Here is a 23048-nt window from a genome sequence, read left to right as displayed (position 1 = left end):
ATCTGGCGGCACGGGATAAATGCCGTTGCGGTCGGGTATGCCAAAAGCATAGCATCTATGTTGTGTAGAGGAACGATGACGATGCGGACTTGGCTAAAGACGACCGCATGCAAGACGATGGTGACCTGCGGGTCGATCGTCGTCAGCGTCGCGCAGGTCGGCGCTGTGCCGCTGCCCGATCGTCAGGATCGTGACATGGACTGGCGCCGGGTCGCGACCGAGGCCGATCGCGGGCGGTTGAGGGGGTGGCGCGGTGCGTGGATCGACGCGCTAGCGCAAGTCGACCCCAAAGAGGTCGCGGGCGATCCGATATTGTTCAACCCGGATCGCTCGCTCGTCGATCCGTTGCCGCCCGAAGGCGCGTATCGATGCCGCACCTACAAGCTGGGCGCGCGTGCCGGGATCGGTCCGACCTTCACTATGTCGGGATGGTTCGCCTGCCGGATCGGTACGGGCGACGACGACGGCGAGAAAGTGGTCAGCCTCGTCAAGCTCGACGGATCGCAGCGCCCGGTCGGTACGATTTTCGCCGACACCAACGCGCGCGCCGTCTTTCTTGGGACGATGGAGCTCGGCGACGAGAAGCGGCCGATGCGCTATGGCCGTGATGCCAACCGCGACATGGCGGGGTTGATCGAACGGATCGGCGCCAAGCGCTGGCGCGTCGTGCTGCCCTATCCCAGGTTCGAATCGGTGCTGGACGTGGTCGAACTGGTGCCCGCAAACTAGCGCGGCGAGGCGGATGTCGGTTGGGTGAGCGCTGCCGTCGCGGACTGATACGCGGTCGCCGCGGACGCCGACGCCGACGTTGCGGGTATGGCGCCAACCGGCACGATTGGCGCAAGGCTCGCGAGATACGCTTTGCCGTGCATCCCGACCGGGATGACCCGACCGATGTTCGCCGCGCCGACCGCCTTCAGATACGAGCGCGGCTTCTTCATCAGCTTGGGCTGGTCGAGCCCCGACAGTCCGACGATCCGCGCCGCTTCCTTGACGAAATGGACGCAATTGTGATCGCCGAGACGGTACACGCTGTCCGGCTTGCCCTCGCTCCACGCGTCGACCAGCTTCAGCACCTGCGTATATTGCCCGTCGGTCATCACCACCGAGAACTGCGCGTCGCTGCCTGCGACATAGGTAGGCTTTGCGATGTCGAGCTTGCCCGAGACCGGGCCCATCAGCAGCGCGGGGGATACCGATTTCGCAGTGAAGCCGAAGTTCGCGTCGACCGGCGCGCCGCCGGCGTCGGGTACGCCGCGCACCGTGAAGAACGCATGCGGGAAGCTGTTGCCGAGCTCGTGGCTCCAGAAGGTGATGGTAACGGCAGCCTGTGCGGGGAGCGCATATCCCCAGCACAGGCAGAGCAGGGCGATCAGCCGAAATAGCGGTCTCATGCCCCAGTATTATTTAGGAATGTCTAGCCTTGCCAGTGGGATGAGTCTGATTTTCATCAGTGTGGCGTGGTAGTCACATCAGCGGTGTCCGGCGTTGCAGGAGTATGGGCGAGCGTCGCGTTCTCACGCTTCTCGGGCCGGATGTAGATCGACGACAGCGTCGGGACGGCGGCGCGGAGTTCGGTTTCCATCGCCTCGATCATCGTCTCGCCATCGCCCATCGTCACCGTATCGTCGAAGTCGGCACTGATTGCCGCGAAGATGCTCTCGGGCGCCGTGTGGATCGTGCGAACGTGATTGACTGAGACGACCGCGGGATGCGCCGCGACGATTTTGCGGATCGTGGCGATCACCGCGGGGTCGGCGCGCTCGCCGATCAGCAAGCCCTTTGATTCGCGTGCGAGCAGGACCGCGACCATCGCGAGGATCACGCCGATCGCGATCGACGCCGCACCATCGATCCAGGGCTGGTTGAACGCATGGCTCGCCCAGATGCCGATCCCGGCGATCACGAGGCCGGCAAGCGCCGCCGAATCCTCGAACAGCACGATGAACCCGGCGGGATCCTTCGACCGGTGGATCGCGTCCCACCAGCCCAGATCGCCCTTGGCCTTGGCGAACTCGCGCATCGCGATCGTCCAGCTGCTACCCTCGAGCGCGAACGAGATCGCCAGCACGACATAGGCCACCGTAGGGCTGGTCAGCGGCTCGGGCTCGCGGATGTGGCGCCAACCCTCGAAGATCGACACGCCCGCACCGATCGCGAAGATCAGGATCGCGACGACGAACGCCCAGAAATACAGCTCGCGACCATAGCCGAACGGATGCGCCTCGTCGGCAGGGCGCTTCGCCTTGCGCTGTCCGTAGAGCAGCAGCACCTGGTTGCCGCTGTCGACCACCGAATGGACGCCTTCGGTGAGCATCGACGACGATCCGGTCATCCCGGCCGCCACGAATTTAGCCACGCCGATCCCGAGATTTGCGGCGAGGGCGCCATAGAGGACGATGTCGTCCTTGATGCGAGCAGTCAGTGTCTTGGCCATGCCGCCGTCCTACACGAGGGAGGGCCATTGGAAAGGGCCGGCTTCGCAACGGTTTGGGTATCGCCACTCGACCTTCTCCTTGCCGGGGGAGGATAATCAAGAACGGGAATACCCGCCGATGGACGAGCCATCGGCGGGTACCTTTCCTCCCCAGGAAACTGTGTGAAGCGAGTCAGCCAAGCCGGCCGAGGCGGTGGTACAGCGCACTCATCCGCGTCAGGCGTTCGTCGTCGATGGAGGTCTTGCTGATCATTTCGCCGAGCACTTCCTTCATCAGCGCGAAATCGTTGGTCGAGAAGACGGCGCGGGCGCGGGGTTGTTCGGTGGTCGTCTGCATGGCTTGCCTCCTTCGATGATACACGGATCGTCTTGTCTCTCTCTTTACAGCGAGGCTGGTCGAGAGAGGCGATGCACACGTACTAACGGGGATGGCCGGCAGGTTGGAACGCAATACCGCATCGTCTCCGCGTCGCGGTGTCCGTGCAGCTTGTCTTGCGACTGTCGATCTGTAAACATCGTGACAGGAGGGTTTGCGATGGCGGAGCGGAAATTGCTGGCGGGGCATGCGATCCGCCGCTTGCGGCGCGGGGCGGGGCTTACGCAGGCGGCCATGGCCGACATGCTCGCGATCAGTCCGAGCTATCTCAACCTCGTCGAGCGTAACCAGCGGCCGGTATCGGCGACGCTCTTGATCAAGCTGGCGGAGAGTTTCGACTTCGATCCGCGGTCGCTTACCGCGGCCGAGCCCGGCGGCGGTGCGGATGCGATCCGGCGCCGGCTGGCGGACCCGATGTTCGCCGACCTCGAGATCGACCGCAACGAAGTCGAGGAATGGCTCGCCAGCGCGCCCGGCGGCGCGGCGGCGTTCGCGCGCGTGTTCGACAGGATCGGCGATGGCGCGGTGACCGAAGCCGGCGACGATCCGGTGACTTTGGTACGCCGCGAGATTGAACGCTGGCGCAACCACTTCGCCGATCTCGACGCGGCGGCGGAGGCGTTGGCGGACGAACTGCGGCTTGGTGCGGGCGATCTGTATGGCGCGATCGCCGAACGATTGCGCGCGAAGCATGGCCTGACGATTAGGGTGCTGCCCGCCGATGTGTTGCCGGACATGCTGCGCCGGCTGGACCTGCATGCGCGCCAGTTGCAGCTGAGCGAGATGCTCGACCCCGCCTCACGCACGTTCGCGGTCGCTTTCCAGCTCGGCCAGATCGAGGCAAAGGCGGAGATCGACGCTCTGGCCAAGGGGGCGGGCTTCACCGATCGCGCTGCCGAGAGGCTTTATCGTCGCCATTTGCTCGGGTATTTCGCCGCCGCGCTGATGATGCCGTATGCGCGGTTCCTGCGTGGCTGTGAGGCCACCGGGTATGACATCGAGCTTTTGCAACGGCGTTTCGGCGCGGGTTTCGAACAGGTCGCGCACCGGCTGACGACGTTGCAGCGCGTCGGTGCACGCGGCTTGCCCTTTTTCATGATCCGGATCGACCGCGCTGGGCAGGCATCGAAGCGCTACCCCGGCGCAAGCGGTGCTGCACTGGTCGAGGCGGATGGGCGTTGCCCGTTGTGGCGACTGCACCACGCGTTCGACCGGCCCGGCAGCCTGATGGTGCAATTGGTCGAGCTGGAAGACGGCGCACGCTGGCTGACGATGGCGCGGACGGTGACGCCGCAAGGCAGTCGCTTTGGTGCGGTGCATGCCGAGTTCGCGATCGGTCTCGGCGTTGCCGCGTCGCAGGCCGGCGTGCTGGCGGCGGCAAGCGGCTTCGACTTGGCGGGGAGGGCGATGCCGATCGGTCTCGGTTGCCGCGCCTGCTTTCGTAATGATTGTCCGCAACGCTCGATCGCGCCGGCAGGACGGGCGCTGCTGATCAACGAACGCGAGCGGCGTACGTCGGCACTGACGTTTGCGGGCGACTGACGCCGTGGCAACGCAACCGGATCATTGCACGCTGTGCAAAGCTTCTAGCTGGCGATTTGGTGTCATTCCGCTATATCTTCCGTTCGCGCCACAGGAAATAGTAAGCAAAAAACATGCGGTTGATTAATATAGACTGGACATCGGACGCGGTTATATTCCTCGTCACGGTATTCGCCTTGGTCGTTGTTACAGTCGTCATGCTGGAAAGACTGTTTCCAAAAGGTCGAGACAAGCGACGGCGATCGGCGGAAAAATCGAATGAAATCATAGACTAGATATTTTGAGATGATGCAATCATTTCTGAGTAACGAAAAAATCATCAAACTCTCGGTTTTGCACCAGTTCGTAGAGTATTCGCCCAAATCTATAGACCAACCAGCGGCATGTCAGCGCGGAGTGTATGTGTAAGGGTACCCAAAAGACAGCCTGTGCGCTAACCGGGATTTGCGTCCTCTGGTGATTTGGGGCGCATGGGGGAAGTGTAATGGCGCGTGTTCTGATATTCGGTTTCAGCGTCACGGAAGAAACCGCCGGCTTCGTTCCCTTGGTCAGACGCGCCTTGTCGGGCGAGATCGCGGTCGAAAGAAAGGCGCTCGGCGGCGCGGCCATTCCTGTCGTGCCCTATCTCGGGCGGCTGCTGCGCTACGATCGGTACGACTACGTGCTGTTCGAGATTGCCACCTGTCTGCGCTATGCCGAGGCTGATCCGGATCGCTATGACCGTGAACTGGCGGAGATCGTCGCGCAGGTGCGGCAGGCCGGTGCGATGCCGTGTTTCGTCAACCTGTTCCGCGGCCCGGTCGATTATCGGACCGATCGGCTGATCCGAGCGATCCGCACCCTGGCGGAAAAGGACGACCTGCCACTGCTCGACCTCACCGATACTATGGTGGAAGCGAAGGCGGAGGGGCGCCTCGCGGACCTGTTGCGCGACGGTACGCATACTACACCGCTGGGGGCCGCGTATTATGCCGATGCGATCACCGCGTTCCTGCGTCGCATCGTCCGGGATCGACCCTGGGCCAATCATACCGATACGGTTTGCGAAGGCCGTTTCCGGTATATTCCTGCAACCAGCTTCGGTCCGGTGGCCGGCGTAATGGAGCGCAAGGGTATCAAATTGCCTTATGTCGAGCTTGCGGCGGGCGCCGTGCTGCGCGGCACTCTGCCCGAGGGATTGACGTTCCGCGGGTTGCTGTTCGCCATGGGGCCGACGACGGGAATTTTCGAAGTCGCGTCCGGGGGGATGGCGCACAAGGCGACCGCCTATGATGAATTCAGCTATTATCGACGCTTTTCCTATTGGCTTCGTAGCCTGCCGCAATCGCGCAACTTCATCGTCCGGCAACTCGATCTCGAACCGAAGGCCGTGCTGCGCAAGGGCGAGCGCCATGACGGTCCCCGCGTTGGACAGATTGCCGGCATTCTCGCCGAAGAGATCGGCGAGCCGGGCGTGACCGACCAGACCGACTGACGCGCAGCAGGTCGGCGGACACAACCACCGTTCAGGTCCTGGCGCGCGCAATGCTGCTGTAATGGGGGCGGGCGCTCCCGATGCGTTGACGTCCGCGAGGCTTGCCAATAGCCAGCCTGCATGTCTTCCGTCGCTCCCCCCGCCCGCGGATGCGCGACCCCGCGCGCCACGCGACCTGAGATTTCCGCGAGGATCGATCATGCCGTTTCCTGATCGCTACGATGTCCTGATCGTTGGTGCAGGCCATGCCGGGTCACAGGCGGCGATCGCGCTGCGCCAACGCGGGTTCGACGGTACGATCGCGTTGCTCGGCGATGAGCCCTCGCTGCCCTATGAGCGACCACCTTTGTCGAAGGAGTATCTCGCGGGCGACAAGCCGTTCGAGCGCATCCTGCTGCGGCCGGCAAGTTTCTGGGACGATCGCAGGATAACGCTCCTGCCCGGGCAGACGGTCGTCGAGGTCGATCCCGACGCACACACCGTGACCACCGCCGAGGGCGTCGCGGTCGGATACGGAACGTTGATCTGGGCGACCGGCGGCGTGCCACGGCGTCTGCCGTGCGCCACGCATGATCTGGTCGGGGTTCACAGCGTACGGACGCGCGCGGATGTCGATCGGATGATCGCGGAGCTGCCGGCGGTCGATCGCGTCGTCGTGATCGGTGGCGGGTATATCGGGCTCGAGGCGGCCGCGGTGCTCACCAAGCTCGGCAAACGGGTGACCGTCTTGGAGGCCCAGGACCGCGTGCTCGCGCGCGTCACCGGTGCGGCCGTGTCGCAATTCTACGAAGCTGAACACCGCGCGCACGGTGTCGACGTTCGCACGAGTGTCGGCGTCTCGGGTATCGAAGGCGCTGCGGGGGTGGTCAGCGGTGTCCGCCTCGTCGACGGCGATGTCGTGCCCTGCCAGATGGTCATCGTCGGGATCGGCATTATACCCGCAGTCGGTCCGCTGTTGGACGCCGGCGCCGATGGCGGTGCGAAGGGCAGCGATGGCGTGTTCGTCGACGATCATTGTCGCACCACAGTGCCGGATATCTTCGCGATCGGCGATTGTGCCGCGCATGCCAATGCGTTCGCGGAGGGACAGGTGATCCGTCTGGAATCGGTGCAGAATGCCAATGACCAGGCGACCATCGTCGCAAAGACGCTGACGGGCACGCCAGAGCCGTATCACGCGGTGCCGTGGTTCTGGTCGAATCAATACGACCTGAAGCTCCAGACGGTCGGTCTCTCGTCGGGGTACGACCAGACGGTGTTGCGCGGCGATCCGGCTACTCGGAGCTTCTCGCTAATTTATCTGAAGGCTGGGCGGATAATCGCACTGGACTGCATCAACCGCGTACGGGACTACGTGCAGGGCCGCGCACTGGTCACCGGATCGGTCGACGTGGATGCAGCCGTGCTCGCGAATACGTCGATCGAGCTCAAGACACTGGGTCTTGCCGCTATCGATCGCTGAACGATCCGCGAGCCGAGGCTGCACGTGGTGCGGGACACGGTGCAGGCGGCAGCGATCAGGCCAGCCACCCGCCGGTGAAGCCCGCACGCTGCAACCCACGCCGGATATGCGGATTGCGCTGCATCGTCGACCAGACCAGCCCGGTCCGCCAATTCTCCATCATCACGACGATCGCACCTTGGTCGATCCCGAGATAATCGCCATCGACCCAGCCCATCTTCGGATCGATGCTGCCATGCTTGAGCTGTGCCGACGCCGCGGTCAGCGTCGGGTTGAACGAGTCGAGGAACCCGTATTTGCCGTAGATCTGCGTGCCGTAGCGGCCGTGCATCGTCTCGATCGCGCGGCGTGCCAGTTCGGGCTCGAACGCGATCGACGCGGCCGCGGCGGTCGGTGCCAGCGTGCCGTCGTCACGATCGTCCGGCCCGCGCGCGGAATAGCTGAAGAACTCGCGCTTGCGGCCGCCGAGGTCGATCGTGAAGTCGCCCGGTCCGTCGCAGGCGGTCAGCCCCCAGACGTCGGGGCCGTAACCGCTCCACCCACCCGGATTGGCGATCGCATACGCCCGCTGCGACCGCACCGCTCTGCGGCTGTTCTCGAAATAATCGATGCCCTTCTTCGCCATGTAGCGGTCGCGGATGCCGCGGAAGTCGATCCAGCAATGGCTGTATTGATGCACGAACAGCGGCGCGAAATGGACGTGCGGCTCGCCGCCCCATTTGTCGGTCCACTGCGCATCGAAGCGATCGGTCCACGCGTCCCAGGTGTCCGCCGGCAACGCATGCGTCGGCGAGCCGAGTGCCAATACGTAAAGCAGCATCGCCTCGTTAAAGATGTTCCAGTCGTGGGGAATGAAGCCGCTTTCGGGATGCCAGCCCATCGACATGAACGGCGGCCGCGGCATGATCCAGCTCCAGTCGACCGCCGCATATAGCTGGTCTGCGAGCGTCCGGATCCGGACTTCGCCGGGATGATCCGAATCGAACCAGCTCTGCGCGAACAGCACCCCGCCGATCAGCAGCGCGGTGTCGATCGTCGACAGTTCCGCGCGGGCGAACCGGTGCCCCTTGGTCGTGCCGAGGAAATGGTAGAACAGCCCCTTGTAGCCGCTGTCGTCGCTCTTGCTGTCGCCCTGCGGCGCGGCGGCGAAGAATTCGAGCGTGGCGAGCGTCCGCGTGCGTGCTTCGTCGCGCGTGATCCAGCCGTTGACGACCCCGATCGGATAGGCGGTGAGCGCAAACCCGACCGCGGCGATCGACGCGAACGACGGCGTCGGCCAGCGATCCGGCGCCAGCCCGGTCGCCGGATCCGTCGTCTCCCAGAAGAACCGAAAGCTGCGCTGGTGCAGATCGGCGAGCAGCGCGGTCGGCATCGCCGTGCCGGTAGCCGTACCGGTCGTGGCGCCGGTCCCGCTGCCGAGCCGAGTAGCGGACGGCATCGCGCAGCCGGCCATAAGTCCCGCCAGGCCCAACGTCGTGTGGCCCAACATCTGCCTGCGATCGATCATGACGTCCTTCGGTTACTGATAAGCGAACAGGGGCAGGACGCGGCATGACCGCGTCCCGCCGGCGTGTCTTAGAACGAGAAGCCCGCCGACAGCTTGATCGTGCGCGGCGCGTTGCCGCCCGTGCTGTAGGTCGAACGCTGACCATAGTTCGGATCGAGCGGGCTGTTGTTGTAGTCGGTGTAATTGCGGTCGTTCATCACGTTCAGGATATCGAGCCGCATGCGGATCTTGGTCTGATCGGTGATGAAGCCGAGCGGGACATATTTTGTGAACGCGAAGTCCAGCTGTCGGCGACCCCAGATATCGCCCAGGCTATCCGCCTGCCGCCCGACGAGCACGCGCGAGAACGGATCCGAGCTGTCGATGAACGCCTTGAGGTAGGTCGGCGATTCGATCTGGAACTTGGTCGAGAAGGTCACGCCGATTGGCGTATCGACGCTCCCCGCGATCACGAACCGGTGCCGCGGCACGCCCGACGAGCGCAGCGTCGGATAATCCGAGATCTGTGCATAATCGAGCGAATAGGTCTCGCCGAACTGCCGGTTCTCCTCCGCCTGCGTATAGGTGTAGGTTGCATCGATGCTCCACGGTGACGCCGCCGAATAGGTCTTGGTCAGCTTGAAATAGACTGCGTCCGAGTTCGTCTTGAGGCCATTGGTGCCGAGGATGATCGAGCCATAGCCGTTCGGCGAATAGGAGAAGGGCGACTGTGGCGTGTCGGTCGGGTTGGCGGGATCGTTGAAGAAGAACGTCCCATCCTCGCGGCGATTGCCGAGCAGGAAGGCGAACCCGTCGCGGCTGGCGATATGCGTATAGCCGACCTCGAGTTCGACCGGCGAGAAGCGTCCGCGCAGGCCAAGGCTGAACTGATCGGAATACGGCACCTTCAGGTCGTTTTTCATGAACCGGAATTCGCGTCCACCGCCGACCGCGGCACCGATCAGCGACTGACGTCCGGCTTCGGTCAGATAGACCGGGTCCCACGCGATGCAGGTCTGGCTCGGCACGCAAGGGTTGAGCGAGTCGTTGCCGATGAAGTTGAACGTGCGCACCTGGTACGCGCCCTGGCTCGCTTCCTGCTGCAGGAAGTCGAACTGGTTGCGATCATACGACCGGCCATAGCCCCCGAACACCGAGAAGCGTCCGGCCTCGTCGAAGCGGTACGTGAAGCCGAGCCGCGGCTGCCACGCGCCCTTGAACGCCTTCCGGTTGTTGCCCGTCGAGATATAGTCGTTGATGTCGTAGTCGGCGCCAATGAGGTTGGGATAATTGGCCGGCGACACCGCCGCGATATTCTCCGCCGACGTGACGTAGTTCAGATAGGCGGGCGTGCGCTCGTAATCCCAGCGCAGGCCGATGTTGAGCGTCAGGTGGCTGGTGACGTCCCAATCGTCCTGCGCGTAGAAGCCGATCTGAAAATTGTTCGACCGGACATTGGCATTGCCCGATGCGCCGGGCGCACCGAACTGAAGCTTGTAGGGCTGCGTATCGTTGAACGCGACGCCGGGAATCGCGTTGACGTCATAGGTGTATTCCGGGTTCGTCAGGTTCTGCTCGAGCGTGTTGAGCTTGACGAATTTGGCCTTGGCGCCGACCTTAATCGTATGCCCCTGCAGGCCGGTGAAGGTGAAATCGTCCTGGATGGTCCAGCCCTTCTGACCCTTGGTCTGGAAGTTGCCGCCCGCGCCGGCACGAAGCAGGTCGGTGCGCTGCGTGCCGTTGCCGATCCGCTGCGTCGCCTGGAAGAACTGCGTGATGCCGTCGGTTGCGGGCGTCGGCGAGAAGACCACGTCCTCGTACGACACGCGCGCGTCGTTGATCCACTGGTTGCCGGTATGCTGCCAGCGCAGCAGGCCGCGCTTGTCGACGACCTTGTTCAGCGTCGACGTGCTGGCAGCGTTGATGCCGGTCGCGTTCTGCACGCCAGACTCGTTGCGATACTTGCCCGACAGCTCGATCAGGTCGTTGTCGGTCGGCACGATGTCGATCTTGCCGAAATACAGGTCTTCCTTGAAGGTCTGCGCGAACGTGCCGAAATCATCCTGATACTGCTGCGGGATCGACGACACTGGATAGCCATTCTCCGGCCGCACGTCGTACGGGCTGGAGATGCGCTTGCCTTCGTAGGTGAAGAAGAAGTGTGCCTTGTCCTTGATGATCGGGCCGCCCAGCGCCGCGCCGAACTGCTTGTTGCTGGTGTCGACCTTCGGGATCGTGGTCGGGAAGATCTCGCTCGGCCGACGATCCCGCAGGCTCTGATTGGTGAAGTCGTAGAAGCCCTCGCCGTGGAACTCGTTCGTGCCCGACTTGGTCACCGCGGTGATCGCGACCGAACTGACCTGATCGAACTCTGCCTTGTAGTTCGACGACAGCACCTGATACTCGCCGATGCCGAGCTGCGGGAACGGGTTGCCGGGCGAGGAATCCTGGCCGGTGATGCCGTTCTTCAGGACATAGTCCTTCTGGCTGACGCCATCGATGAAGACGTTGACGGTGCGGCTGTCCTGGCCGCCGCCCTGGATGCGCGACGCGCCGCTGGCGTCCTCGATGAAGCGCACGCCCGGTGCCAGATCGGCGAAGGCGAGGAAGTTGCGGTTGTTCTGCGGCAACTGCTCGATCAGGCGCGACGAGATGACGCTGCCGACCTGGCCACCCGACAGCGAACGGATGCGGTTGCCGGTGACGACGATCTCGTCACCGCCGGTGGCTGCACCAGCGGCGGGCGCATCGGCACCGGGGGTGCCGGCGGGTTCGGCGCCAGTGGTCGCAGCGGGCGCGGTAGGGGCCGACAAATCGAGATCGAGCCCGGCGACCTGACCGACGCGCAGCGTGAGGGCGTCCGAATTGCGCGTGCCGTTGCGCTGTTTGATTTCAAGCCGATAGGTGCCCGCACGCAATGAGGCGAAGTTGTACGCGCCGCGGGCATCCGCTGGCACGGTGCGCCGCAAGCCCGTGGAAATCTCGATCGCGGTGACCTCGACGACCGGATTGTCGGCGGGTGCGGTGATCGTGCCGCGCAGCGAGGCCTGGCCGACCTGTGCGACTGCCGGCGTCGGCGCAAACAGCAGCCCGCTCGACAGCGCCGTCAGCGAGACGACCGCCGCGCGCAACATCATCTTGGTCATTGTAGTTCCCCTTTTCCCGGTTGTTCGGGTTTGTTGTTGTGGACGTTGGAAAGATTTTGGCCGGACTCGACGGCACGGGCCGGGCCGGTGGACTCGCGGACCATTACGATCGGGACGCGCTGCTCGACGCCGCCATCGTCGTCGCCGGCGATCGCCTTCACCAGCCGCGCGACCGCGCTGGCGCCGAAGCTCGCGATGTCGATGCTCGCCGATGTCAGCGACGGCGAGATCAGCCGGGTCAGCGGAACATCGTCGAATCCGGCAATCGCAATCTGGTCGGGGACGACGATGCCGGCACGCTTGAGCGTCATCATCGCGCCGATCGCCATCATGTCGTTGGCGGCGAAGATCGCGTCGATATCGGCGCCCTCCTCGACCAACGTCGCAGCGGCAGCGGCGCCCGATGGCTCCCTGAAGTCGCCGGCCAGCACGCGGAGCGGAAGCCCGGCGCGCGCGCACGCCTCCTGCGCGCCGCGCAGTCGCTCGTCGGCATCGATGTTGCCGGCGGGCCCGGAGATATGGACCAACCGCCGCCGGCCGGTCGCGATCAAATGCTCGACCAGCGCCGACGCGCCCGCGACATTGTCGATCCGCAATTCGGTGCGTCCCGAGTGTCCCGGCGCGCAATTCACCAGCACGGCGGGCATGCCGCGGGGCAGGTGCGCGAGCAGTTCGTCCGCCGACACCTGCGGCGCCATCACGACCAGCCCGTCGACGCGACCGCGCATCGCGTGCAGCGCCGCGACACCGCGCTGCGCATCGCCGTGCATGACCATCATCATGCAATACAGGCCGCGTTCGGACGCCTCGCGGTCCATGCCGCGCAACAGTTCGGAGAAGAATTCGCCGTGAAGGTCGGGCACCACGACGCCGATCATGCCCGACTTCGCCGAGCTCAGATGACGCGCCGCGGCGTGGGGGACATAACCGAGCCGCAAGGCGACGCGCTCGATGTGCTCGCGTACTTCGGGGCGCACGTTGCTGTGCCCGTTCAGCGCGCGCGACACGGTCGCCACCGACACCGCGGCTTCGCGGGCGATATCACGGACAGTGGCGTGCGGCATGAAGCGTCAGGATCCCCTCTTGCGCCGATCTTACGTTTTGCGACCAGCATCTTGTTCTTGATGTAACCGGTTACATGATCCAGAAGCAGGGATCAAGAACCTTGCGACGATCGTCTTTCCGGTGTGTGCCGGCGCGATCGCTAGAGGCATGGACAGGGGTGAGCGGATGACTGCGGCAACAAATCCACGGGCGAATTCAACGGCGATTTCACGGCGGGCGATGATGATGGGCGCCGCCGCGGTGACGGCCTGGGCGGCGAGTCCCGCACGCGCGCTGCTCCAGCAGGCGAGGGGCGGTACGGCGGCATTGCCCGCATCGGTCGAGGCGCTGATCGGCCGGATGACAGTGGTCGAAAAGGCCGGTCAGCTGACGCTGATGGCGGCCGCCTGGGCAGGCGGTGCGGCGACCTCGCTCAACCCGGCGGGCGGTTCGTCCAGCTTCGACGGACAAATGGCGGAGGTACGGGGCGGCAAGCTCGGTGGCGTGTTCAACGGCAACGGCGCGGTGATGGCGCAGCGGATGCAGACGGTTGCCATGCGAGAGTCGCGGCTGAAAATCCCGTTGCTGTTCGCGGCGGACGTCATCCATGGGCTGCGGACCGTGTTCCCGGTGCCGCTGGCCGAGGCCGCGAGTTTCGATCCGGAACTGGCCCGGCGGACCGCGCGCGCGGCCGGGGCCGAGGCTGCTGCGTCGGGGATCGACTGGACCTTCGCGCCGATGGTCGACATCGCCCATGACGCGCGCTGGGGTCGCGGCGTCGAGGGCGCCGGCGAAGACGTGCTACTCGGCCGGATGATGGCTGCCGCCCGAGTGCGCGGGTTCCAGGGCGAACGCGGGCTCGCGGCACCCGATGCGGTCGCGTCGTGCGCGAAGCATTTTGCCGCCTATGGCGCGGCCGAGGCGGGGCTCGACTACAACTCGGTCGACATCTCCGAACGCACCCTCCGCGAAACGTATTTTCCGCCGTTCCAGTCGGCCTTCGCGGCGGGGGCACCGACCGCCATGGCCTCGTTCAACGAGATCAACGGCGTCCCGGCCACCGCCAACCCCTGGCTGCTCACCGACGTGCTGCGCCGCGAATGGGGGTTCGGCGGGCTCGTCGTCTCGGACTATACCGGCGACGAGGAGCTGATCGCGCATGGCTTTGCCGCGGATGCGCGTGAAGCGACCAAGCTCGCCTTCATGGCCGGCGTCGACATGAGCATGCAGAGCGGGTTCTACCTCAAGCACCTTCCCGATCTGGTCGCGTCGGGCGATGTGCCGATGGCCCGGCTCGACGAAGCCGTCCGCCGCGTGCTCGCGCTGAAGGTGCAGCTCGGTCTGTTCGACGACCCGTTCCGCCGGATCGATCCGCGCCGCGAGAAGACCCGGATCCGCACGCGCGATAGCCTTGCGCTCGCCCGCGAGGCCGGTGCGAAGTCGATCGTCATGCTCAAGAACGACGGCGGCCTCCTGCCGCTGCCGAGGCAAGGCAAGCGGATCGCGCTGATCGGTCCGTTCGCGGCAGGCAAGCACGATCTGATCGGCCCCTGGAACGTCTACGGCACCGATGCCGAGGCCGTCGACCTCGCAACCAGCGTCCGCGCGACGGTTGCCGATCCGTCGCTCGTCAGCATCGCGCTCGGTTCGGGTGTAGACGAACCGCTGGCCGGCGGTGTCGCAGCGGCGGTCGCTGCCGCGCAAGCCGCCGATATCGTCGTGCTCGCGATCGGCGAAAGCCAACGTATGTCGGGTGAGGCAGAATCGCGCGTCGACATCGTCATTCCGCCCGCGCAGATGGCGCTGGTCGAGGCGGTCGCGGCAACGAGCAAGCCGATCGTCGTCCTGCTCCGCAACGGCCGCGCTCTCGCACTCAGCGGGGCCGTGCTCGAGGCCCCCGCAATCCTAGTCACCTGGTTCCTCGGCTCGCAGGACGGTCCAGCGATCGCCGACATACTGTTCGGCAAGACCGGGCCGTCCGCGCGTCTCCCGGTCTCGTTCCCGCACGCGACTGGGCAGGAGCCCTATCATTACGATCACAAGAGCACCGGTCGTCCCAACCCGCCGGGGCCGCTGACCGAATACAAGGCGCATTACCGCGAGTTCGCCAACGAAGCGCTATTCGCGTTCGGCCACGGCCTGACCTATGGCACGATCGGCTATGCCGGCCTCGACCTCGGTACAGCGCAGATGGCGAGTGACGGTGCGCTGACCGTGCGCGCGACGATCACCAACACCGGCACGCGGGCTGCCGAGGAAACGGTGCAGCTCTACATCCGCGACGTAGCCGCCAGCGTCACGCGCCCGGTCCGCGAGCTGAAGGCGTTCCGTAAAGTCATGTTGAAGCCCGGCGAGCGTCAGGTCGTGGCGTTCACCTTGCGCAAGGCCGACCTGCTGTTCGTCGGCCGTGATCTCAAACCGACCGTCGAGCCCGGCCGGTTCCAGATATGGGTCGCCCCTTCGGCGCAGGCCGAGGGCGTCTTCGGCGAGTTCACGCTCGCCTGACCTGCAACAGCGTATCGCGGCGAAGCGGGATGGCGATCACCGCCACCAGCATCGCCGCGATCAGCAACGCGGGGCCCGCCAGCATCAGCCACCGGATCGCGTACAAGCTGTCCGAGCCTTGCGCCGCACCGGCCACGAACCCGTTCGCCTGATAGACCGCACCGATCGCGAATCCCGTGCCCGCCAGCGCGATCTTCTGCACCAGCGCGAAGCTGCCGAACGCCAGCGCCTCGACGCGTTTGCCGCTCTGCGCTTCGCCCCAGTCGACTGCGTCAGGCAATAGCGTCCACGCCGCCACCGAGACGCCGACGAACGCTGCCTGCATCGCCAGCAGGAACGCCGCCGTCGCGGTGGTGCCGGGGCTTGCGATCAGCGCGAACCCGGCGGGCAGCAGAAGCGCGAACACTCCAGCAACGATCCAGGCGGTCCGCGCACCCCGGGCTCTCGCGACCGCCGTCCAGAGGGGCACCGCCGCCAGGCTGCCGAGCGCCATGCCGGCCAGCGCGTGCGGGCCACCAGGCGCGTCGTGGAGAACATAGCGAAAGAAATAGAGCACCGATTGGCTGGTCAGCGCGGTCGCGGCACCGCCCGCTGCCGCTGCGATATTGATCGCGACGAACGCGCGATTGCGAACCAGTGCGCCAAGCCCGGTCAGGATCCGGGGATGGTCGGATGTCGAAACGGGCGGTGTCGGTTCGGGAACGCGCCAGGCGATGACGATCAGCACCGGCACGCCCAGCATTGCGAGCAGCGCAGTCGCGGCGGCGTAGGTGCCGGTACCTCGGACCAGCCACGGCAGGGCCAAGGCGACCAAAACGCCTGCCGCTGCGCCGAACCCCATCCGTAGGCCTGCCACCAACGAGCGCTCCCGGCTGGTCGGCGCGACCCGCGTCGTCCACGCGGCATAGGGTATGTTGGTGAAGGCATAGAGCGTGCGGAACACGACCTGTGTCGCCAGCGCCCAGGCGGCTGCACCAGCCGGGACCGCGAACATCGCAACGAATGCCAGCCCGAGCGGCAGCGCACCCCATCCGACTAGCCGACGATAGGAAAGCCGCATCCGCTCCGCTGCCGCGCCGGCGGCGAAATCCGCGATCCCGTCCCAGATCGCGCCGATCATGAAAACGATACCCGCGGTCGCCGGCGGCAACGCCAGCACGTCGATATAGTAGAATAGCAGATATAGACTGATCGCCTGCCAGTAGAGATTGAACGCGAAGTCCCCGGCACTGAACACTACCAGCGTGCCGCGCACGGACGACGATCTGCGACGTCGGATCATAGGGTCACGCGGTAGAAACGGCATTTCACGCAGGATCGCACGCAGTTGGACCGGCGGCGTCGGCCTAGGAGAATAACAACCGGGGCAACGCGATCTGCGAGTATCGCGAGGGGCGGTGGGGGAAGCGACATCATGGCGCGTCTTCGCGGCTCGTTCGCCCCGGCGCAACGGCCGACCGCGTCACTAAAGACTGGCATCGCAAAACACTGCCCTGTAAACAAAGGCATGCAGGCACATTCCGCGTTGAAACTTCTCGTCGTAGCGCTGGGTGCTCTGCCGTCGATCGCCACCGCGGGTGGGCCGGTGCTCGCGGCCGGACGATGGGACGTCACGTCCACCGTGGCCGACATCGCCATACCCGGAGCACCGGGCTTCATCTTGCGGATGATGCGCGGTAAGTCGAAGGCCGAGCATAAGCGACTACCGCCGGCGCAAGGCGTCGAGGCTTTGTTGGTCCCCGATCCAAAGGCGGGGTGCAGGGTCGATAGTCAGCGCATTGCGGATGGCCGCTATGCACAGGCGCTCACCTGTCCACAGAAGCGCGGCGAGCCGATGCAGATTGTGCGCGCCGGCACGTACGACGGCAATGGCTTTGTCGGGCAGGCGACGGTCACGGGTACGACCCCCAAGGGTGCGATGCGGATCGTGCTGAACCAGCGCGCGGCGCGGATCGGCAACTAGGCTCAAACGCGACATTTTCGGCCGGATGGATCATCCCGCGATCGGTCCTGTATCAAGTTCAAAGTAGAGTTCTTCCGCAGCAAAATCGCTGTGCGTGCAGAAGGACGTCGCAATGAGCCTCGAATACTCCCCGATCGTGTCGGCCGACCCGGATGAATCGTCTTATCAAGCCATCGAAACGCGGCCAACACCCGCGCCACGCCGACTTTTCGAGGCCGCCGATCTGGAAACGCAATTCGACCCCGCGAGCAATACCCTGTGGACCTATATGCGGCAGCGCGGCCGGCCCAGTTTCAATCCGGGGCTGCTGGCCGAATTCCGGCAATGGCAGGATGATATCCGCAGCGCGCAGTCATCCGGTGCGATGCCGATCCGCTATGTCGTACTCGGATCGCGTTTTCCCGGCGTCTTCTCGCTGGGTGGCGATCTCGACCTGTTCGCGGCACACATCCGCAACGGCGACCGCGGCGCACTGGTCCGGTACGGTCGGGCCTGTGTCGAGATCCTGCATCGCAACATGCGGAGCCTGGACCTGCCGATCATCACGATTGGCTTGGTCGAAGGCGATGCGCTGGGTGGCGGTTTCGAAGCCCTGTTGTCGTTCAACGTCGTCATCGCCGAGCGCGGGACGCAGTTCGGGCTGCCGGAAACCAATTTCGGTTTGTTTCCCGGGATGGGCGCGCACTGCTTCCTGTCGCGCAGGCTAGGCGCAGCCCGCGCGGAGCATATGATCCTCAGCGGGCGGTCCTACAGTGCCGAAGAGCTGTACGATCTCGGTATCGTCCATGCTCTGGCGGACCCCGGCAAGGGACGCGCCGAAGTCGAGAGCTACATTCGGCAGAACCGACGTCGTCACAGCGGGCATTGCGCCATTTACGAGGCTTCGCGCTCGGTCAATCCACTGCCCCTGGCTGAACTGGAAACGGTCGTCGACCTTTGGGCGGATGCGGCGTTGCGGCTCAGCGACGCGGATCTGAAATTGATGCGCCGGTTGGTCGGCGCACAAACCAGATTGCTGGAGAAGGCGGCGGCATGATCGCCGCGTTCATGATCGACCCTGTGCCTTGATGTCTTCCCCGGCGAGCATGGTCGCGACCATGCTCGCCGGCATTGGCCGCGCCAGCAGGAAACCCTGCACCGCATCGCAGCGAGTCCGGCGCAACTGATCCAATTGGGCCTGCGTCTCGATCCCTTCGGCGACCGTCCGCATCCCGAGCTTTGCCGCCAGATCGATCACGGTCTGGACAATCGCGACCGATGCCGGGCTTTGCTCGAGATCGGCAATGAACGATCGATCGATCTTCAACGTCTGGAAGGGAAATTTCGTCAGGTAGCTGAGCGAGGAATAGCCGGTGCCGAAGTCGTCGAGCGTCGTGCGAACATGGAGGCGGTTGATCGCGTCGAGTGCGGCCAACGACGCTTCGATGTCGTCGAGCAGGACCGACTCGGTGACTTCGAGTTCGAGCCGTTCCGCGTCGAGGTTGCTCGAGGCCAATGCACTCATGATGACCATCGGCAAATTGGCCGATCGCAACTGGATCGGCGACAGATTGACGGCGATCTTGACCTCGACCGGCCATGTGCTTGCGGTACGACATGCCTCGCGGATGACCCAACTGCCGATCGGCACGATCAGGCCGTTGTCTTCGGCGATGGGAATGAACTCGGCCGGCGAGATTGGACCGTGACGGCGATTGGTCCAGCGCAGCAGCGTTTCGCAAGACAGCACGCGTTGTCCCGCGAGATCGAATATCGGCTGGAACATCAGGTGGAACTCGCCGCGCTCCAACGCACCCTGCATTTCGCTGGCGAGATCGCGGCTACGCTCGATCTTTTCATCCATCAACGGTTCGTAGAAACACATCTGTCCACGCCCGCTGTCCTTGGCACGATAGAGAGCGAGATCGGCATTCTTCAACAGCGTATCCGCGTCAGTTCCGTCGACGGGTGCGATCGCGATGCCCAGCGATGCACCGACATGCAGCAGGCGCCCGTCATGGTGAACCGCCTGCTCGACCAGTTCGATGATTGTCCGGCCGATCGTCGTCGCGGCGATCCGGTTCTCAACCTCGCAAACGACTGCGAACTCGTCACCGCCTAATCTCGCAACGATACCGGTGCTGCCAAACGCATCGTTCAACCGGTGCGCGACGCCTGCAAGCAGCGCATTGCCCGCAAGATGTCCGAACGAATCGTTGATCTCCTTGAAGCGATCGAGATCGATCCAGTGGATCGTCAACCATCGGTCCGCGCCGGAAAGTGCCCGCAACCGCGCCTCGAATTGTTCCCTGAACGCCGTTCGATTGGCGACCCCGGTGAGATCGTCGCGGCGCGCAACCGCGGCATGATACTCGGCCAACGCGGCTTTTTCGCGAGAGACGGTGGTCGCCTTCAGGATCACGCCGTACGTCTGGAGCGTGATGTCCATCATCGCGACGACGAACAGCATGATCACGACCGCGAGCGCGACCTTCAGCGGATCGAACGAGACAATCAGCCCAACCGCAAGCGGCAGGGACGCGAAGCATAGCTGGGACAGGGCAATCCAGGGGCGGCCGGCGTTTCGTCCTGCGATTCCGGCCGCGTATCCGATCGTCGTCGTAACCGCGAGCAATTGCAGAACGGCGTCGTGCGTATTCACGAGCGTCAAAAGCCCGAACACGCCAAGCAAGCCCGAATAACACAACGCACCGAACCGGTAGAGCATCTCCTGGCGGTCGGTCTGCATCCCCGCCAGCACGCCCCTCCGTTTGGATCGCGGCCATATCCCGATCGCGTCGAACACCCTTACGCCGGCGACGAACGCAATCGCCACGGCGCACAGGATCATCGATCGGTTGCGGCTGACGAGCGCGACGATGGTCATGACGCCGCTCGATGTCAGCGCACCGATCACGAGCGACTGCGGGGACGCATAAAGCGATCCCACAAGGGTCTCGCGCACCGAGGCGGCGATCGCATGGTCGGAATGCCTGAGCTGTCTCAGGCGTGATATCAGGCCGCTCATCCACGCTGCCATGAACGGCATAAGTGTAAAAGCAACGAACAAAACCCTTCAACGCGGCCAAACTGCATGATATTTTCGATCGACCGCCTTCAGGGTTCATGAACGCGCCCGCGGTTAGCAAACGGCCAAGGTGGATCTTACCAATCCAATTTGCGCGGGCGCCAAGTGAAGGCGATCCGGCATCGAGAGCGTCAGCGGCCTGCCGGTTCACCTCGCCGCTAGCGGTCGGTCTCCGTGACAAAATCGAGCGCATCGGCGGGCCCCACTTTCTGTTCGCCGGAGAACAGCTGATCGAGCCGCGCATCGATCTCGCTGCGGTGATCGCGCGACGCGAGACGGCGATAGGGTCCGATTGCGAGTTCGTCGCCGATCGCTGCCTTGATCCGCGTAAGTGCGGCTTCGGTCAGCACGTCGGCCTGTCTGAGTTCGATGCACAATTGGATCAAGCCGACCGCGGTCGCCTGCGCGCGCAAGCCGACGTTCGTCACGTCGTGATGCAGCCGTTTCTGCTTCTCGTAGGTGTTCGTCACTGCCGTCTCCCTGAGGGTAGCTGAGTGGATCTTCTACGACGGATCGTATCGGTCTCGACCAACGCCGCGCAACATCCTGATTATCATACGCATTCGCTCAAGAGCGCAATGCCCTGACCGACGCCGATGCACATGAATGCCATCGCATAACGGCCGCCGGTGCGGTGCAACTCCTCGACCGCGCTCATCGTGATCCGCGCGCCCGACATGCCGAGCGGGCGGCCGAGCGCGATCGCGCCGCCGTTCCTGTTCACCGGCGGATCATTAAACGGATCGATGCCGAGGTCACGCAGCGTCGCGATAGCCTGGCTGGCGAACGCTTCGTTGAGTTCGATCATGTCGAGCGTGATGCCGCCGATCCGCATCAGCTTGCGCGCCGAGGTCGCGATTATACAGGTTGTTTACGGTGATCAGCGTGTTGCGGTAATACATCGCACCGGTCTGCCAGCTGAACTTTGAGTCGTTCGGCGTGCTGTGGATCCGCAACTCATGCGTGACGAACTTGTCGTCCGGCGTCAGAATGGTCTGGTCGGCGTTGAACACCGTACCGCGCGCCACGATCGTCGCGTTCTGATACCAAATGCGGACCGCGGGGATGTAGGTGATTTCGACCGGCCCGAGGTCGAGTTTGAAGTTCGCCCAATATTGGCGGAAGTGGTTGCGGCCCGTGGCGATGTTCCTGCGGCGTGTAGATGAAGTCGGTTGGGGAGTCGCCTTGCCGGATCGAGACGCCGTTGCCACCGTAGCGGCAGCGCCGCCGACTACGCCGGGGACGTCCTCAAGGATGTTCTTCAGTTCGTAGCGACCTTGGCGAAGCATCTCCGCGCCCGGTCGCACGGTGATCGCTGCCGCGGTCTTCTGCGCGGTGTTGAACCGGCGCTCCGCCGTGACGATGATGTCCTGCAGTGCGGAAGCGTCGACGGGCGCCTGACCGGGTGTCGATGGGGGCACTGCCTGAGCGGGGCTTGCCGAGGCGGGAGCCGCTTCGTCCTGCGGGTTCGCCGTGGACGGCGGGGCAGGGGGGAGACCGTCCCGCGCCATAGCCGGCGTGGCAGCGGCCATACACACCAGCAGCGACGTCGACAGAAGTAGTTTGAACTTATACATTACGTTCCTCCCCAACTGCCCAATTTTACTTGGGTCGGTTACCTAGTCTTGCAATTGGCTTGGCCGAGCTCTTGATGGCTTGCAGATCAAAAATTCTTCGCAGTATCAGATCGATTTCACGATGCTCGCAGCCCCGCTATTCGTGTTGTTTTCGCGAATAAAAGGGCGGACGCCGCTCTTGATAGTGGGTGTTACCAGGGTTCCAAAAGCCAGCTAGGTGTCTGAATTGTCGTTGCCAGGGCGGCGAGAGGCATACTGCGAAATCTACACGGGGGCCGAACGGTCCATCGAACTGAGGCGCTGTCGTCGAAAGGCGGTTGAAAATACCCGGTCATCGCCAGCGCGACCCAAGCACATTTTCACGGAGCGGCGCTTTAATAAGCTAGCGGCGCGAACGATCAACTGCGGGTCATCATAGTTGTGACGCCGATGAGCGGGAAAGCGCGATGGCCTCTTTACCCTACCCGAACTCGTCTATCCCGCTATGTTTTTTTAACGGTCGGCGATTTTTACTCATGGGCTCGGGCTAGCGTGGCCTTCGCCAATGTGAAAATCTAACCGAATTGCCCGGCTTAGGGCGTCGTACCCGTTGTGGCCCGTCGCGCATGAGCGCTTCCGCATCGGGATCATCGCTCGAGTTCAATGACCACGATTCCAAGCGCTCGTTATCGAAGACGAAGCCTGCCCGATCATCGAGCCGGAAGGTGACGAAATCGGTCCAGTGCTGACCGCACGCGACACCGTTCTCGACGGTAAAGAAGCGACCCTTGATAGAGATCGAACCGTTACTGTCCAAAAACGGATCGCATTGCCCGCCCTGATCCGCCCTGAGGATCACAAAATCATTCCGACCGACTAGGATAAACCGTTCGCCGTGCCGCTCGAAAATGAGAAGGGGCCGCGCGTGTGCGTTCCCCCGTAGTGAGCGGAAATTCTCCCCGATGCGTCCGAGCGCGACGAGCTCGAAAA

The 23048-nt window shown here is 64.1% G+C and carries 18 protein-coding genes and 1 pseudogene; 8 read left to right on the top strand and 11 right to left on the bottom strand.

Annotated elements, in window-relative coordinates; genetic code table 11:
* Positions 1–81 precede the first annotated feature (81 nt).
* A complete protein-coding gene (locus tag U1763_RS03555; protein ID WP_332754148.1) occupies positions 82–729 on the top strand; it encodes a DUF4893 domain-containing protein in 648 nt (215 codons plus the stop codon).
* Here the strand turns inward: U1763_RS03555 and U1763_RS03550 are convergent.
* The 3 genes from U1763_RS03550 to U1763_RS03540 form a co-directional block, all read right to left on the bottom strand.
* Positions 726–1394 carry a hypothetical protein gene (locus tag U1763_RS03550; protein WP_332754147.1) on the bottom strand — a complete coding sequence of 223 codons (669 nt, stop codon included), beginning with the start codon at positions 1392–1394 and terminating at the stop codon, positions 726–728. The two genes, U1763_RS03555 and U1763_RS03550, sit on opposite strands and share 4 nt — an antisense overlap.
* A gap of 56 nt (positions 1395–1450) precedes the next feature.
* A complete protein-coding gene (locus U1763_RS03545) occupies positions 1451–2437 on the bottom strand; it encodes a cation diffusion facilitator family transporter (RefSeq protein ID WP_332754146.1) in 987 nt (328 codons plus the stop codon).
* 172 nt (positions 2438–2609) lie between these two features.
* Positions 2610–2774, bottom strand: a complete 165-nt coding sequence (locus U1763_RS03540; protein ID WP_164913371.1) for a hypothetical protein — start codon at positions 2772–2774, stop codon at positions 2610–2612.
* Positions 2775–2972: 198 nt separating this feature from the next.
* Here U1763_RS03540 and U1763_RS03535 point away from each other — a divergent pair, with 198 nt between their 5' ends.
* The 3 genes from U1763_RS03535 (at position 2973) to U1763_RS03525 (ending at position 7291) form a co-directional block, all read left to right on the top strand.
* Positions 2973–4355 (top strand): helix-turn-helix domain-containing protein, encoded by a 1383-nt coding sequence (locus tag U1763_RS03535; protein WP_332754145.1) that lies wholly within the window; start codon positions 2973–2975, stop codon positions 4353–4355.
* A gap of 484 nt (positions 4356–4839) precedes the next feature.
* Positions 4840–5829: an SGNH/GDSL hydrolase family protein gene (locus U1763_RS03530; RefSeq protein ID WP_332754144.1), complete on the top strand. Its 990-nt coding sequence runs from the start codon at positions 4840–4842 to the stop codon at positions 5827–5829.
* Positions 5830–6028: 199 nt separating this feature from the next.
* A complete protein-coding gene (locus U1763_RS03525) occupies positions 6029–7291 on the top strand; it encodes an NAD(P)/FAD-dependent oxidoreductase (RefSeq protein ID WP_332754143.1) in 1263 nt (420 codons plus the stop codon).
* A gap of 55 nt (positions 7292–7346) precedes the next feature.
* Here U1763_RS03525 and U1763_RS03520 read toward each other — a convergent pair whose 3' ends face one another.
* The 3 genes from U1763_RS03520 to U1763_RS03510 form a co-directional block, all read right to left on the bottom strand.
* Complete coding sequence (locus U1763_RS03520; RefSeq protein WP_332754142.1) at positions 7347–8798, bottom strand: glucoamylase family protein; 1452 nt, start codon at positions 8796–8798, stop codon at positions 7347–7349.
* Positions 8799–8866: 68 nt separating this feature from the next.
* On the bottom strand, positions 8867–11923 hold the full coding sequence (locus U1763_RS03515) for a TonB-dependent receptor (protein WP_332754141.1): 3057 nt from the start codon (positions 11921–11923) through the stop codon (positions 8867–8869).
* Complete coding sequence (locus tag U1763_RS03510) at positions 11920–12987, bottom strand: LacI family DNA-binding transcriptional regulator (RefSeq protein WP_332754140.1); 1068 nt, start codon at positions 12985–12987, stop codon at positions 11920–11922. The genes U1763_RS03515 and U1763_RS03510 overlap by 4 nt, the downstream gene beginning before the upstream one ends.
* Before the next feature lie 166 nt (positions 12988–13153).
* Between U1763_RS03510 and U1763_RS03505 the strand changes: the two genes are divergently transcribed.
* The gene (locus tag U1763_RS03505) at positions 13154–15472 is read left to right on the top strand and encodes a glycoside hydrolase family 3 N-terminal domain-containing protein (RefSeq protein ID WP_332754139.1); all 2319 of its coding nucleotides are present in this window, start codon (positions 13154–13156) and stop codon (positions 15470–15472) included.
* Here the strand turns inward: U1763_RS03505 and U1763_RS03500 are convergent.
* Positions 15459–16754 (bottom strand): MFS transporter, encoded by a 1296-nt coding sequence (locus U1763_RS03500; RefSeq protein ID WP_332754138.1) that lies wholly within the window; start codon positions 16752–16754, stop codon positions 15459–15461. The two genes, U1763_RS03505 and U1763_RS03500, sit on opposite strands and share 14 nt — an antisense overlap.
* Before the next feature lie 225 nt (positions 16755–16979).
* On the opposite strand from U1763_RS03500, the gene U1763_RS03495 reads away from it, so the two are divergent.
* Positions 16980–17435: a DUF3617 domain-containing protein gene (locus U1763_RS03495; RefSeq protein ID WP_332754137.1), complete on the top strand. Its 456-nt coding sequence runs from the start codon at positions 16980–16982 to the stop codon at positions 17433–17435.
* Positions 17436–17547: 112 nt separating this feature from the next.
* Complete coding sequence (locus tag U1763_RS03490; protein ID WP_277982740.1) at positions 17548–18471, top strand: crotonase/enoyl-CoA hydratase family protein; 924 nt, start codon at positions 17548–17550, stop codon at positions 18469–18471.
* A gap of 9 nt (positions 18472–18480) precedes the next feature.
* On the opposite strand, the gene U1763_RS03485 is transcribed toward U1763_RS03490, so the two are convergent.
* From U1763_RS03485 to U1763_RS03470, 4 genes and pseudogenes are all read right to left on the bottom strand, one after another.
* On the bottom strand, positions 18481–20379 hold the full coding sequence (locus tag U1763_RS03485; RefSeq protein ID WP_332754136.1) for a putative bifunctional diguanylate cyclase/phosphodiesterase: 1899 nt from the start codon (positions 20377–20379) through the stop codon (positions 18481–18483).
* A 281-nt stretch (positions 20380–20660) separates the two neighbouring features.
* Positions 20661–20972 carry a hypothetical protein gene (locus U1763_RS03480; protein WP_132739737.1) on the bottom strand — a complete coding sequence of 104 codons (312 nt, stop codon included), beginning with the start codon at positions 20970–20972 and terminating at the stop codon, positions 20661–20663.
* An 83-nt stretch (positions 20973–21055) separates the two neighbouring features.
* Positions 21056–21352, bottom strand: a pseudogene (locus U1763_RS03475) (acetyl-CoA C-acyltransferase); the annotation flags it as partial.
* Entirely contained in the window at positions 21258–22079 is an 822-nt protein-coding gene (locus U1763_RS03470) for a hypothetical protein (RefSeq protein ID WP_332754135.1), read from the bottom strand. The gene U1763_RS03470 and the pseudogene U1763_RS03475, both read right to left, overlap by 95 nt.
* Before the next feature lie 721 nt (positions 22080–22800).
* On the opposite strand from U1763_RS03470, the gene U1763_RS03465 reads away from it, so the two are divergent.
* The gene (locus tag U1763_RS03465) at positions 22801–22938 is read left to right on the top strand and encodes a hypothetical protein (RefSeq protein ID WP_332754134.1); all 138 of its coding nucleotides are present in this window, start codon (positions 22801–22803) and stop codon (positions 22936–22938) included.
* Positions 22939–23048 lie beyond the last annotated feature (110 nt).

The sequence above is a fragment of the Sphingomonas sorbitolis genome (assembly GCF_036663875.1).
Lineage (GTDB): Bacteria > Pseudomonadota > Alphaproteobacteria > Sphingomonadales > Sphingomonadaceae > Sphingomonas.
The sequence above is the reverse complement of the archived record's forward strand: the minus strand, read 5'-3'. Positions and strand labels throughout refer to the sequence as shown.

Coding starts and splice junctions, on each gene's coding strand:
- U1763_RS03510 (WP_332754140.1), bottom strand. CDS start 12,987: ATGCCGCACGCCACTGTCCGTGATATCGCCCGCGAAGCCGCGGTGTCG.
- U1763_RS03495 (WP_332754137.1), top strand. CDS start 16,980: ATGCAGGCACATTCCGCGTTGAAACTTCTCGTCGTAGCGCTGGGTGCT.
- U1763_RS03500 (WP_332754138.1), bottom strand. CDS start 16,754: ATGATCCGACGTCGCAGATCGTCGTCCGTGCGCGGCACGCTGGTAGTG.
- U1763_RS03490 (WP_277982740.1), top strand. CDS start 17,548: ATGAGCCTCGAATACTCCCCGATCGTGTCGGCCGACCCGGATGAATCG.
- U1763_RS03515 (WP_332754141.1), bottom strand. CDS start 11,923: ATGACCAAGATGATGTTGCGCGCGGCGGTCGTCTCGCTGACGGCGCTG.
- U1763_RS03535 (WP_332754145.1), top strand. CDS start 2,973: ATGGCGGAGCGGAAATTGCTGGCGGGGCATGCGATCCGCCGCTTGCGG.
- U1763_RS03520 (WP_332754142.1), bottom strand. CDS start 8,798: ATGATCGATCGCAGGCAGATGTTGGGCCACACGACGTTGGGCCTGGCG.
- U1763_RS03470 (WP_332754135.1), bottom strand. CDS start 22,079: ATGTATAAGTTCAAACTACTTCTGTCGACGTCGCTGCTGGTGTGTATG.
- U1763_RS03555 (WP_332754148.1), top strand. CDS start 82: ATGCGGACTTGGCTAAAGACGACCGCATGCAAGACGATGGTGACCTGC.
- U1763_RS03540 (WP_164913371.1), bottom strand. CDS start 2,774: ATGCAGACGACCACCGAACAACCCCGCGCCCGCGCCGTCTTCTCGACC.
- U1763_RS03505 (WP_332754139.1), top strand. CDS start 13,154: ATGACTGCGGCAACAAATCCACGGGCGAATTCAACGGCGATTTCACGG.
- U1763_RS03545 (WP_332754146.1), bottom strand. CDS start 2,437: ATGGCCAAGACACTGACTGCTCGCATCAAGGACGACATCGTCCTCTAT.
- U1763_RS03550 (WP_332754147.1), bottom strand. CDS start 1,394: ATGAGACCGCTATTTCGGCTGATCGCCCTGCTCTGCCTGTGCTGGGGA.
- U1763_RS03530 (WP_332754144.1), top strand. CDS start 4,840: ATGGCGCGTGTTCTGATATTCGGTTTCAGCGTCACGGAAGAAACCGCC.
- U1763_RS03525 (WP_332754143.1), top strand. CDS start 6,029: ATGCCGTTTCCTGATCGCTACGATGTCCTGATCGTTGGTGCAGGCCAT.